The organism is Halomonas sp. LMYGS-3 (genome assembly GCF_059509875.1).
Genome location: NZ_JCAKFQ010000016.1, coordinates 24,544 through 37,339 on the forward strand (window position 1 = coordinate 24,544; position 12,796 = coordinate 37,339).

General features: G+C 66.4%; 13 protein-coding genes. 10 read left to right on the forward strand and 3 right to left on the reverse strand.

The genetic code is table 11. The features are described from left to right. Positions 1–56: 56 nt before the first annotated feature. On the reverse strand, positions 57–836 hold the full coding sequence (glcC, locus tag AC5W54_RS14770) for a transcriptional regulator GlcC (RefSeq protein WP_495962848.1): 780 nt from the start codon (positions 834–836) through the stop codon (positions 57–59). Positions 837–1,056: 220 nt separating this feature from the next. Between glcC and glcD the strand changes: the two genes are divergently transcribed. The 5 genes from glcD (at position 1,057) to AC5W54_RS14795 (ending at position 5,919) form a co-directional block, all read left to right on the forward strand. Continuing rightward, positions 1,057–2,556, forward strand: a complete 1,500-nt coding sequence (glcD, locus tag AC5W54_RS14775; protein ID WP_495962849.1) for a glycolate oxidase subunit GlcD — start codon at positions 1,057–1,059, stop codon at positions 2,554–2,556. Between the two features lie 9 nt (positions 2,557–2,565). Next, complete coding sequence (glcE, locus tag AC5W54_RS14780; RefSeq protein ID WP_495962850.1) at positions 2,566–3,684, forward strand: glycolate oxidase subunit GlcE; 1,119 nt, start codon at positions 2,566–2,568, stop codon at positions 3,682–3,684. A 3-nt stretch (positions 3,685–3,687) separates the two neighbouring features. Next, positions 3,688–4,938: a glycolate oxidase subunit GlcF gene (gene glcF, locus AC5W54_RS14785; RefSeq protein ID WP_495962851.1), complete on the forward strand. Its 1,251-nt coding sequence runs from the start codon at positions 3,688–3,690 to the stop codon at positions 4,936–4,938. A 199-nt stretch (positions 4,939–5,137) separates the two neighbouring features. Then, entirely contained in the window at positions 5,138–5,539 is a 402-nt protein-coding gene (locus AC5W54_RS14790; RefSeq protein WP_495962852.1) for a GlcG/HbpS family heme-binding protein, read from the forward strand. 128 nt (positions 5,540–5,667) lie between these two features. Continuing rightward, a complete protein-coding gene (locus AC5W54_RS14795; RefSeq protein WP_495962853.1) occupies positions 5,668–5,919 on the forward strand; it encodes a PA2433 domain-containing protein in 252 nt (83 codons plus the stop codon). Positions 5,920–5,967: 48 nt separating this feature from the next. Here the strand turns inward: AC5W54_RS14795 and AC5W54_RS14800 are convergent, their stop codons facing one another. After that, entirely contained in the window at positions 5,968–6,888 is a 921-nt protein-coding gene (locus AC5W54_RS14800) for a choline sulfate utilization transcriptional regulator (RefSeq protein WP_495962854.1), read from the reverse strand. A 178-nt stretch (positions 6,889–7,066) separates the two neighbouring features. Here AC5W54_RS14800 and betC point away from each other — a divergent pair, with 178 nt between their 5' ends. The 5 genes from betC to AC5W54_RS14825 all read left to right on the forward strand — a co-directional run bounded on the left by betC (position 7,067) and on the right by AC5W54_RS14825 (position 11,950). Then, positions 7,067–8,599: a choline-sulfatase gene (gene betC / locus AC5W54_RS14805; RefSeq protein ID WP_495962855.1), complete on the forward strand. Its 1,533-nt coding sequence runs from the start codon at positions 7,067–7,069 to the stop codon at positions 8,597–8,599. A gap of 54 nt (positions 8,600–8,653) precedes the next feature. Then, a complete protein-coding gene (locus AC5W54_RS14810) occupies positions 8,654–8,875 on the forward strand; it encodes a hypothetical protein (protein ID WP_495962856.1) in 222 nt (73 codons plus the stop codon). Next, positions 8,872–10,521, forward strand: a complete 1,650-nt coding sequence (locus AC5W54_RS14815; RefSeq protein WP_495962857.1) for a BCCT family transporter — start codon at positions 8,872–8,874, stop codon at positions 10,519–10,521. The genes AC5W54_RS14810 and AC5W54_RS14815 overlap by 4 nt, the downstream gene beginning before the upstream one ends. A gap of 144 nt (positions 10,522–10,665) precedes the next feature. Next, entirely contained in the window at positions 10,666–10,932 is a 267-nt protein-coding gene (locus AC5W54_RS14820) for a DksA/TraR family C4-type zinc finger protein (protein WP_495962858.1), read from the forward strand. Between the two features lie 112 nt (positions 10,933–11,044). After that, on the forward strand, positions 11,045–11,950 hold the full coding sequence (locus AC5W54_RS14825) for a DMT family transporter (RefSeq protein WP_495962859.1): 906 nt from the start codon (positions 11,045–11,047) through the stop codon (positions 11,948–11,950). On the opposite strand, the gene AC5W54_RS14830 is transcribed toward AC5W54_RS14825, so the two are convergent. Continuing rightward, positions 11,947–12,792, reverse strand: coding sequence for a carbohydrate ABC transporter permease (locus AC5W54_RS14830; RefSeq protein ID WP_495962860.1), 846 nt, complete (start codon positions 12,790–12,792; stop codon positions 11,947–11,949). The two genes, AC5W54_RS14825 and AC5W54_RS14830, sit on opposite strands and share 4 nt — an antisense overlap. Positions 12,793–12,796 lie beyond the last annotated feature (4 nt).

Genomic DNA, 12,796 nt, shown 5'->3' on the forward strand with positions numbered 1-12,796 from the left:
TCCTAATTATGAATTCAAAAGATTGTGCGGTCAACCCGCCCCTCCGGGCCCCGCCCTCACTCCCAGCCTTCCAGGCGCATGGCCGAGCGCTCGAGGCGCTCGTTCTCGACCTCGATCTCCCGCAGCGCCTCGCCGATGCTGGAGAGGTGCTCGAGCGCCACGCGCCGGGCCAGTTCCGGCTTGCCCTGCACCACGGCCCTATGCAGCCGGGCATGCTGGCGGTTGATCATCTCCCGCGGCCCGGGGCGATGGTAGAGGTGCTTCACCGAGGCGAAGACCGAGCTCAGCAGCAGGTCCGTCAGGCTCTGCAGGGTGTGCACCAGCACCGGGTTGTGCGAGGCCTGGCAGATCGCCAGGTGAAAGCCGTGATCGAGCCGCGCCAGGTGCTCGACGTCGATGGCGTCGGCCCGTTCCACATAGTCCGCCATCTCCTGGTAGCGGCGGGTGATCAGCACCCGGTCCGCCGGGGTGCCCCGGCTCGCGGCGAGTCGGGCGGATTCCCCCTCGAGCAGTGCGCGCACCTCGAGCAGGTCATACAGCGTCCGAGGATGGCTCTTGAACAGGTGCATCAGCGGGCTCTGGTCCCGGGCCGGCAGCAGCGCCGCCACCGTCGAGCCATGGCCATGACGGGTCTCGATGACCCCCTTGCTGCGCAGGATCCTGAACCCCTCGCGCAGCGAGGAGCGCGACACCCCCAGCCTGTCGCAGAGCCGTCGCTCGGAGGGCAGCAATTGCCCCGGCCGAAAGACGCCATCGAGAATCAGCTGCTCGAGCCTGGCCGCGACGCTCTCGGGGGTGCGCGTGCCACCGCGCATGTCGTCGGTCGGGAAGGCCATCGCGTGCTCCCTGGATTGTCCGATCGCAGTGGTAAACCGGCGACGGGCCGTTTACTCTGCAGGAGGAAAGAAAGATTGGAAATACTTTCCATATAATAGATGAATTACTGGTCTGACCACCACACCATAGGCTGGACAGGCGCGCAACAAAACCACAGATTGTCGCCCACGGTCACAGAATTACCGAGACGCTCATTAGCGAGACGCACGAGGAGTCACCATGAACATCCTCTACGACGCCCGCCTTGACGGCGAGCTGCCGAGCAACGACAAGGCCGAGGTGCTGGCCGATCTCCAGCGGGCGGTTCCCGACCTGACCCTGCTGCATCGCGAGGAGGACCTGCGCCCCTTCGAGTGCGACGGCCTCTCCGCCTACCGGGTGCTACCCATGCTGGTGGCTCTCCCCGAGACCCTGGATCAGGTGGCGACCCTGCTCAAGCGCTGCCGGGCGCTGGGTGTGCCGGTCGTCACCCGTGGTGCCGGCACCGGCCTCTCCGGCGGTGCCCTGCCGCTGGAGCAGGGCGTGCTGCTGGTGATGTCGCGCTTCAACCGCATCCTCGAGCTGGACCCCGACGCCCGCACCGCCCGGGTCCAGCCCGGGGTGCGCAACCTGGCCATCTCCGAGGCGGCCGCCCCCCACGGCCTCTACTACGCCCCCGATCCCTCGTCGCAGATCGCCTGCTCCATCGGCGGCAACGTCGCCGAGAACGCCGGCGGCGTGCACTGCCTGAAGTACGGCCTCACCGTGCACAACGTGATTCGCGTCGAGGTGCTGACCATCGAGGGCGAGCACCTGACGCTGGGCGCCGAGGCGCCGGACGCCCCGGGGTTCGACCTGCTGGCGCTGTTCACCGGCTCCGAGGGCATGCTCGGCGTGGTCACCGAGATCACCGTCAAGCTGCTGCCCAAGCCCGAGACCGCCAAGGTGCTGATGGCCAGCTTCGACGATGTGGAGAAGGCCGGCCGCGCGGTCGGCGACATCATCGCCGCCGGCATCATCCCTGGCGGGCTCGAGATGATGGACAACCTGGCGATCCGCGCCGCCGAGGACTTCATCCGCGCCGGATATCCGGTGGAGGCCGAGGCGATCCTGCTCTGCGAGCTCGACGGCGTCGAGGCCGACGTCGACGACGACTGCGAGACGGTGCGCCGCGTGCTGGAGACGGCCGGCGCCACCGAGATTCGCCAGGCCCGCGACGAGGCCGAGCGCGCGAAATTCTGGGCCGGCCGCAAGAACGCCTTCCCCGCGGTGGGCCGCATGTCGCCGGACTACTACTGCATGGACGGCACCATCCCGCGCCGCGAGCTGCCCCGGGTGCTCAAGGGCATCGCCGATCTTTCCGCCGAGTACGGCCTGCGGGTGGCCAACGTCTTCCACGCCGGCGACGGCAACATGCACCCGCTGATCCTGTTCGATGCCAACCGCGAGGGCGAGCTCGAGCAGGCCGAGGAACTCGGCGGCAGGATCCTCGAGCTGTGCGTCGAGGTCGGCGGCACCATCACCGGCGAGCACGGCGTGGGCCGCGAGAAGATCAACCAGATGTGCGCCCAGTTCCGCCCCGACGAGATCACCACCTTCCACGCGGTGAAGGCCGCCTTCGACCCCGAACGGCTGCTCAACCCGGGCAAGAACATCCCCACGCTGGCCCGCTGTGCCGAGTTCGGCGCCATGCACGTGCACGCGGGTCGGCTGCCGCACCCCGACCTGCCGCGCTTCTGAGGGACGACCATGACCGAGAACACCGACAACGCGCCTGGCATCCACGACGCCCAGGATATTGCCGAGGCCCTCGCCGAGCTGGTGCGCGACGCCGACCGCGACGGGACGCCCCTGCGCATCGTCGGCGGCGACACCAAGGCCTTCTACGGTAGACGCGTGCAAGGCCGTATCCTCGACACGACCGGGCATCGAGGTATCACCTACTATGATCCGGTGGAGCTGATCGTCTCGGTGCGCGCCGGCACGCCCCTGACCGAGCTCGAGGCCACGCTGGCCGAGAACGGCCAGATGCTGGGCTGCGAGCCGCCCCACTTCGGCGATGGCGCCACCGTCGGCGGCATGGTCGCCACCGGGCTCTCCGGCCCGCGACGTCCCTGGGCCGGCAGCGTGCGCGACTTCGTGCTCGGCACCCGGGTGATCAACCACGAGGGCATCGAGCAGCGCTTCGGCGGCCAGGTGATGAAGAACGTGGCCGGCTACGACCTCTCGCGGCTGATGGTCGGCGCCCAAGGGACCCTGGGGCTGCTCACCGAGGTCACCATGAAGGTGCTGCCGCGGCCCGGCACCACTCGCAGCCTGCACCTGGACATGTCGCTGTCCCACGCCCTGGAGAGGCTCGCCGAGTGGGGCCGCCAGCCGTTGCCGATCACCGCCGCCGCCTGGCTCGACGGTGCCCTGCACCTGCGCCTGGAGGGCGGTCCGAGCTCGGTGGCCGCCACCGCCGACCGGCTGGGCGGCGACGAGCTCAAGGACGACTTCTGGACCGCGCTGCGCGAACAGCGGCTGGCGTTCTTCTCGACGGAGGACCCGCGTCCCCTGTGGCGTCTGGCGCTGCCCCACCACACGCCGGCGCTCGACCTGCCCGGCGTCAAGGAGAGCGACCTGCTCTACGACTGGGCCGGCACCCAGCGCTGGGTGAGAAGCGAGGTCCCGGCCGAGACGATCCGCCAGGCCTGCGCCCGCGTCGACGGCCATGCCACCTGCTATGGCCCCCACATCGGTACCGGGGGAACGGTCGAGCCCTTTACCCCGCTGCCGTCGGTGCTGCTCAAGTACCACCGCCGTCTCAAGGCCGAGCTCGACCCCAAGGGGATCTTCAACCCCGGCCGACTCTACGCGGAGTTCTGAGATATGCAGACGCATTTCACCGAGGAAGACCTCAAGAAGCCGCATATCCGCGAGGCCGACCGCGTGCTGCGCACCTGCGTGCACTGCGGCTTCTGCAACGCCACCTGCCCCACCTACCAGCTGCTCGGCGACGAGCGCGACGGGCCGCGCGGGCGCATCTACCTGATGAAGGAGCTGCTCGAGAGCCGCGACGACGACGACCACATCACCGAGGAGACCCGGCTGCACCTGGATCGCTGCCTGACCTGTCGCAACTGCGAGACCACCTGTCCCTCCGGCGTCGAGTACCACAAGCTGCTCGACATCGGCCGCGCCGAGATCGAGCGTCGGGTGCCGCGCAAGGCCAGTGAACGCGCGCTGCGTTACGGGCTGCGCAAGGTCCTGGTCGACCCGAAGCGCTTCCAGGCACTGCTCAAGCTCGGCCTGACCTTCAAGCCACTGGTGCCCGGCTCGCTCAGGGACAAGATGCCACCGGCCCCGGTGGCTGCCGGCCAGCGCCCGGATCATGAACGTCATGCGCGCCAGATGCTGATCCTCGAGGGCTGCGTGCAGCCGGGGCTCTCGCCCAATACCAACGCCGCCACCGCCCGGGTACTCGACCGCCTCGGCATCGGCCTGACCCCGGTGGCCAAAGCGGGCTGCTGTGGCGCCATCGACTTCCACTTGAATGCTCAGGAGGCGGGCCGCGCCCGCGCCCGCGCCAATATCGACGCCTGGTGGCCACACGTGGAGAACGGCTGTGAGGCCATCGTGCAAACCGCCAGCGGCTGCGGTGCTTTCGTCAAGGAGTACGGTGACATCCTCAAGGACGACCCGGCCTACGCCGAGAAGGCCGCCCGTGTCAGCGAGCTGGCCAAGGACCTGGTGGAGGTGCTGCGCGAGGAAGACCTCGAGGCTCTGCAGGTGCAGCAGAGCCGCAAGCTCGCCTTCCACTGCCCCTGCACCCTGCAGCACGCCCAGCAGTTGGGCGGTGCCGTGGAAGGCGTGCTGGCCAAGCTCGGCTTCACTCTCACCCCGGTGGCCGATGCTCATCTCTGCTGCGGCTCGGCGGGCACCTACTCGATCACCCAGCCGGAACTCGCGACCCAGCTGCGCGACAACAAGCTCGACAACCTCGAGGCCGGCAAGCCCGAGGTGATCGTCACGGCAAACATCGGGTGCCAGACGCATCTCGCCGGCGCCGGCAGAACGCCGGTCAGGCACTGGATAGAACTCGTCGATGAGGCATTAACCCCAGCCACGAGCAGCCCTTAGCGCGCATTTCCTGACATCGAGTGAGATGAGCGCCGGGGACAAGGCGGAGCGAGGGTCTTTTGCCATGGATGGCAAAAGCAGCGCCCATGGACGGGTTTACAGCGCCCTCGCGAAGACTTGGCGCCGGGAAAGCTCATCTCTCCGCTGGTCGTGAAAGAGGCTTTTAGCCCGTAGTCAACATCCACCAAGGAGCACCACAATGAAGACCAAGTCCGTACTCACCCTGGCCGACGTCAACGCCATCCTCGACGCCGCCCAGCAGGAAGCCGACGCCAACGGCTGGGCCGTGACCATCGCCGTGGCCGACGACGGTGGCTACCTGCTCGGCCTGCGTCGCCTCGATGGCGCCCCGGCCATGACCCCCGGCATCGCCACCGAGAAGGCCCGCAGCGCCGCCCTGGGCGCCCGCGAGACGCAACTGTTCGAGGAGATGATCAACGGCGGTCGTGACGCCTTCCTCTCCGTGCCGATGCAGGGCCTGCTTTCCGGCGGCGTGCCGGTGCTCGTCGACGGCCAGATGGCCGGCACCGTGGGCGTCTCCGGTGTCAAGCCGGACCAGGACGTGCAGGTCGCCAGGGCCGGCATCGCTGCCGTCGGTTGATGCCTGACGGGGAGCTCGCCCAATGACAGGCGCCCGCTGTCTCTCGGCAGCGGGCGCTTTTTCACATCGGCGCGGAGCGCGCGACCGGCCTATACTTCAACCGGCTGCTACCATAGGGAGGAGCGAAGATGATCAAGAGACTGTTTGCCGCGCTGGTACTCATGGCATTCGCGGCCCCGGCCTGGGCCCATATGTGTCCCTCACTGATGGGAGACATCGACGAGGCACTCGCCGACGACGCCATCGTCGCCCAACTCGAGGAGAGCGAGTTCGACCGGGTGAACGAACTGCGCCAGCAGGGCGAGGCGCTCCATGAGGCCGGCGACCACGACCAATCCGTGGAAGCGCTGAACGAGGCCAAGAGCATTCTCGGCGTATGACTCCATGGCGGGCGGGGCCGTTCACCCTCGTCCGCCATGCCTTATCCTTCACTCTCCTCCGCCGGGCGCTGCCGCACAGTCCAGCACCCACGCCCACAGCGCCCGCTTCGCCTCGCTCGAGGCATCAGGCTGGGCATCGATCACCCCGTACCCCCGCGACGAGCCGATCTGCAGATCCGGCAGCCCGACCAGCATGCCGCCGTCGAGCAGGTCGTCGATCAACCCCCGCCAGCCCATCCCGACGCCCTGGCCGGCGATCGCCGCCTGGACCAGCAGGGTGTAGTTGTTGAACGTCAGCTCCGACGACTCCAGGTAGTCGAAGCCCGACAGCTGCGCGAAATAACGCGGCCAGTCCAGCCAGCTCTGCCCCTGTTCGGCCAGCAGCGTCAGCAACGGCAGCTCCGCCAGCCGCTGCGGCGAGGCGATCGGCCCATGCTGCCTCAGGAAGCCCGGACTACAGACCGGCAGGACCTCTTCCCGAAACAATTGCGGCACCCCGCCCGCCAGGGTCCGCTCGTCGCAGAACAGGATGGCGATGTCCACTTCCTGGGTACGCCAGTCGAGAACGCCCTGGTTGGTCACGATGCGCACATCGATATGCGGATACTGCTCACGGAAGCGCGGCAGCCGCGGCATCAGCCAGTAAGCCGCGAACGAGAAATCGGTCAGGATATTCACGTGGGGATGGCGATGCCGATGCTGGAGCCGGTCGATCGTGCGATCGATGGTCGCGAAGCCTTCCTGCACGCCGACGAACAGCGCCTGCCCCGCCTCGGTCAACCTCACCCCGCGGTAGATACGCTCGAACAGCGGCAGGCCAAGCTGCTCTTCCAGGGCACGGATCTGCTGACTGACGGCCGACTGGGTCGAGCGCAGCTCACGAGCGGCAGCGGTAAAGCTCAGATGGCGGGCCGCCGCCTCGAACACCCGCAGGCTGTTGGGCGATGCCGCCCTGGCTATCCACGACATTAGAAAGACTAATGCCTCCTATAAAAATTTAGCGAGTTTACAGGTCATGAGATTAGCAGGGAGACTGTGGCGACAGCCAGTCAAGGCTTAGCTCGAGCATCCGCAGCCATCGCTCGCTTCGACAACTCGTTTTTTCAACTCGTCTCTACAACTCGTTTCTTCAACAACAGGAGGCCCCATGCCCCGCAAGCAGCCCAACATCCTGTTCCTGATGGCCGACCAGATGGCGGCGTCGGCCCTGCCCGTCTACGGCCACCCGCTGGTCAAGACGCCGCACCTGTCGCGCCTGGCCGAGGAAGGAGTGGTCTTCGATTCGGCCTACTGCAACAGCCCGTTGTGCGCGCCATCGCGCTTCACCCTGATGGCCGGCCAGCTGCCGTCACGCGTCGGCGGCTACGACAATGCCGGCGATTTTCCCGCCGACACCCCCACCTTCGCCCACTACCTGCGCGATGCCGGTTACACCACCGCACTGTCCGGCAAGATGCACTTCTGCGGCCCGGATCAGCTCCACGGCTTCGAGGAGCGCCTGACCACCGACATCTACCCGGCCGACTATGGCTGGTTCGTCGACTGGGAGAACTTCGACGAGCGCCCGAGCTACTACCACAACATGTCCTCGGTGATTCAGGCCGGCCCCTGCGTGCGCTCCAACCAGCTCGATTTCGACGACGAGGTCACCTTCCGCGCCCAGCGCTTCATCTATGACTATGCGCGCAGCGACCGGGATCGCCCTTTCTGCCTGACGGTGTCGCTGACTCACCCGCACGATCCCTACACTATTCCCCAGGCGTACTGGGATCGCTACGATCACGACGAGATCGACATGCCGCGGGTGCCCTACTCGCGTGAGCTGATGGACCCGCACTCCAGGCGCCTGCGTCATGTCTATCAGCTCGACGAGGACACCATCAACGACGCGCAGATCCGCAACGCGCGCCATGCCTATTACGGGGCGCTCAGCTATGTCGACGACCAGATCGGTGAGGTGCTGAAGGCCTTGAAAGAGACCGGTCTCGATGAAGACACCATCATCGTCTTCTCCGGCGACCACGGCGACATGCTCGGCGAGCGCGGCCTCTGGTACAAGATGAGCTGGTTCGAGGACTCCGCACGGGTGCCGATGATCGTCCATGCGCCGGGCCGCTTTACTCCGGGCCGGGTCAGCGAGTCGGTGTCGACCATGGACCTGCTGCCGACCTTTGCCGAGCTCGCCCATGACGGTACCGCGCCGGAATATGCCGTGCCTGTCGACGGGCGCAGCCTGTTGCCGCACCTGACCGGCAGCGGCGGCCACGACGAGGTGATCGGCGAATACCTCGGCGAGGGCGCCATCGCGCCGCTGCTGATGATCCGCCGTGGGCGCTACAAGTTCGTCCACACCGCGCCGGATCCGGACCAGCTGTTCGACCTCGAGGCTGATCCCCTGGAGCTCCACAACCTGGCCGAGGATCCCGCGCACCTCGACCTGTGCAAGCAGTTCCGCAACGAGATCGCCAGCCGCTGGGACTATGAGCGGCTGCACGCCGAGGTGATCGCCAGCCAGCGGCGCCGCAAGCTGGTCTCGCGGGCGCTCATGAAAGGTAAGGTCACGCCCTGGGATCACCAGCCGGTGTTCGATGCCAGCACCCAGTACATGCGCAACACCATCGACCTCGACGATCTCGAGCGGCGTGCGCGCTTCCCGGCCGTGATCGACACCACGCCTTGACCACCCGCGCCCGCCGCCGGCGGGCGCCTCCACCATAACAAGACGAGATACCCCATGAACGACCCTCGCAGCGACGGCCCCCAGGCACGGGGCCTGCCCCCCACCCTCTTCCACGGCTCGGTGGCCGGCGTTCTGGTCTATGCCTTCGCTTTCACCGACCACGTCACGACCTTCTTCAACGCCAGGCTGGACTGGATCCATGAATCCAGGGTTGTAGACTTACCAGACGAAATTCTCACGATTCTATATATTAGAATGAGGAGAAGTATCCCATGAGCCCCCCGAGCAACCCAGCCTCCCCCCGCGTGACCAGCGACATGCAGACGGACTACGTCGTAGGCCAGGACAATATCGAAGGGCGACTGGGCCCCATCGGCTTCGATATCCACAATCGGGTCTTTATCGTATCGGCGCTTGCTTCGGTCGTCTTCATCGTCCTCACCCTGCTGTTTCCGGAGCGGGCCGGGGGCCTTTTCCAGTCCATCGTCGGTTTCTCTACCGGGACGCTGGACTGGTATTTCATGATTGTGGTGGATTTCTTCATCCTGTTCTGTGTGGCGCTCGTCGTCCTGCCCTACGGGTCGGTCAGGCTGGGAGGGCCCGATGCCCGACCGGAGCACAGTTACCTGTCCTGGTTTGCGATGCTGTTCACCGCCGGCATCGGTATCGGACTGCTGTTCTTCAGTGTGCTGGAGCCGGTCTATCATGCCAACGTCTCCTTGCCCCTGGGCATTCCTTCGCCTTTCGGGGCCGATGGTGAGCTCAATCCCGAGGCCATTCCCGAAGCAACCGCTCTGGGCCTTGCCGGCACCTTTCTCCATTGGGGCATCCATGGCTGGGCCGTCTATGTGGTCATGGCGTTGGCGCTGGCTATCTTTACCTATAATAAGGGCCTGCCCTTCTCCATTCGTTCGGCGTTCTTCCCGATCCTCGGCGAGCGTGTCTGGGGCTGGTGGGGGCATGTGATCGACATCCTGGCGGTGTTTTCCACCCTGTTTGGCCTGGCCACGGCGCTCGGACTCGGGGCCCAGCAGGCCAATGCGGGGATGAATTTCGTCTTTGGCATCGACATCAGCACCACCTTTCAGGTCATCGTGATCCTGCTGGTGACGGCGGTGGCCCTGGTATCGGTCTGGCGCGGGCTCGAGGGCGGCGTGAAGAAGCTCTCCGAGCTCAACATGATCCTGGCCGTGTTCTTCTTCTTCTTCGTGCTGTTCGCCGGCCCGACCCTGGTGGGCCTGAGCGGGTTCTGGACGGGGCTTTCGACCTATGTGACGGAGTTCATCCCGTTGTCGGCCCCCTTCGGTCGTGACGATGATGCCTATCGTCAAGCCTGGTCGGTCTTCTACTGGGCCTGGTGGGTCAGTTGGGCACCGTTCGTCGGCATGTTCATCGCCCGGGTGTCGCGGGGGCGCACGGTTCGCGAGTTCGTGATCTGTGTGCTGGTGATTCCCAGCCTGTTCATCTTCATCTGGATGGGCGTCTTCGGTGGCATCGCGCTCGATCAGCTCTATGCCGACCCCGCGGGCAGCCTGGTCAAGGACTACGTGATCGACAATTACAGCCCGGAGCTATCGCTGTTCGGCATGCTCAATGAGCTGCCGCTGACGGGCCTGATGTCGACCCTTGGCATCACTCTGGCGCTGATCTTCTTCGTCACCTCGTCGGATTCCGGCTCGCTGGTGATCGATACCATCACCGCCGGCGGCAAGATCGATGCGCCCAGGCCCCAGCGGATGTTCTGGGCAACGGTGGAGGGATTGATTGCCATCGTGTTGCTTCTCGGCGGCGGCCTGTCGGCGCTTCAGGCCGGGGTGACGGCGACGGCGATTCCGTTCTCCATCGTGATGCTGCTGATGTGCTACTCCATCATCAGGGCGCTCAACGGCGAGCTGCGCCAGTTGCGTCGCAAACCCGCCTGAAGAACGCTGAATGCGTCATTGCAACGGCTCGCTCCCGGGGGCCCGGCGAGACGGGACCCGGGGGGGGAGTGGTCCGAACCGTTCGGATGGCCCAGACTGTCAGGATCGGTAGGCGACGCGGCGGGAGCCGATGGAGACGACATCATGGCGGGAGGCTGGTCGAAGGACGGCGCCGTCCAGGAGCAGATCGACAGCACCGTCGAGGACGCGCTCGAGCGGGCGCGTAGCGCGTTGCCACGGGGAGAGAGCCGGCGTCACTGCGAGGAGTGCGGCGACGAGATTCCCCAGGCCCGCCGCGAGGCCGTTCCGGGTGTGCGGCTGTGCATCGCCTGCCAGAGCGAGCGCGACAAGCGCCGCACCGCCTTCAGCGGCTACAATCGCCGCGGCAGCAAGGATAGCCAGCTGCGCTGACCCAGCAGCCGGACTCATTAGCGTCCTCATCAGTTGCCGCGTATCATCGGCCTATCGATGCAAGTCTCGAGAGCCCCGACCGCATCGGGGCTCTTGCACGTTCGAGGTCACCATGCCGCTGCTCTACTTCCTGCCCCCGCTCGGCGCCGTGCTGATCTGGTCGGGCAACATGACCATCAACCAGCTCACCGTGGGCAGCATCGCCCCCAGCAGCATCGCCTTTCTGCGCTGGGTGCTGGCACTCGCCGTGCTCACCCCCTTCCTGGCCCCCGCCACCTGGAAGCACCGGGCCACGATCCGTCGCGAGTGGCCCAAACTGGCGATACTGGGGCTGCTCGGCATGGCCATGTGGCAGGGTTTGGCCTACGTCGCCGCCGAGACCACCTCGGCCACCAACATGGGCATCCTCGCCGCCATGGTGCCGCTGCTCACCGTGCTGCTCAGCGCCCTGATCCTGCGCGAGCCGCCCAGTCTCGGCGGCACCCTGGGCGGCCTGCTGGCGCTGATCGGTGTCGCCGTGCTGCTGGGCCGCGGCAACCCGCTCTCGCTGCTCGACCTCGAAGTGGCCGCCGGCGATGCGCTGATGCTGGTCGCCGCCACCTGCTACGCCCTCTACGGCGTGATGCTCAAGCGCTGGCCGCTGGGCCTGCCGCCCTGGGTGGTGCTCTACACCCAGGTCTGCTTCGCCGTGCTCTTCCTGCTGCCCCCTTACCTCATGGGCCCGATGACGCCCGTCGACGGCCATAACGTCTGGCTGATCCTGTATGCCGGTATACCGGCCTCGATCGTCACCACCTTCCTGTGGATGCGCGCCATCCGCCAGATCGGCGCCAGCCAGGCGAGTATCTTCATCAACCTGATGCCGCTGTTCAGCGCCCTGATCGCCATGGCCGCCTTGGGCGAGCGCATCGCCGCCTTCCACTTCGTCGGCGGCATGCTGGTGCTGGCCGGGGTGATAATGGCGCAGACGCTGACCCGGCCGCTACGGCGGGCAAGCAAGGACTGCATCGCCGACTAGCGTATCCCCGCCCGCAGGAAGGACTGCACGAACTGGCGCTGGAAGAGCAGGAAGGCGACCAGCAGCGGGGCGATGCTGAGCAACGTGGCGGCGCTGACGGTGGCCCAGTTGACCCCGGTTTCCGGCGCCGAGAAGATCCCCAGCCCCACGGTGAGCGGGCGGCTCTCCACCGAGTTGGTGACCACCAGCGGCCACAGGAAGTTGTTCCAGTGATGGCTGATCGAGACCAGGCCGTAGGCGAGATAGGTGGGCTTGGCGAGCGGCACGTAGACCTTGAGCAGGATCGCCATCCAGCCGCAGCCCTCGACCCGGGCGGCGTCTTCGAGTTCGCGGGGAATGGTCTTGAAGGTCTGGCGCAGCAGGAAGATGCCGAAGGCGCTGGCCACGTAGGGCAGCCCGATGCCGGTGATGGTGTCGACCAGCCCCAGGGCGCTGGCGATGCGGTAGTTCTCGACGATCAGCACCTCGGGGAAGACGAACAGCTGGATCAGCACCAGCATGAACAGGATGTCCTTGCCGGGGATCGGGAAGCGCGCGAAGGCGAAGCCAGCCAGGGTGCACACCACGAACTGGGCGGCGACGATACCGGTGACCAGCAGGAAGGTGTTGACGTAGTAGCGGGCGAAGGGGGCCTGGGCCCAGGCATTGGTGAAGTTGTCGAGCGTCAGCGGGGCGAACAGGTCGAAGCGCACCATGAAGGCAGGCGGGTGGAAGGCCGCCCAGAAGGCATAGAGCAGCGGGAAGATCCAGATGATCGCCAGCAGCCAGGCGGCGGTGGTTTCCAGACGGGGCAAACGCACCAGTCGGCGTGGCAGGGTCGTGGCGGCGGTAGGCGTGGTCATGGCC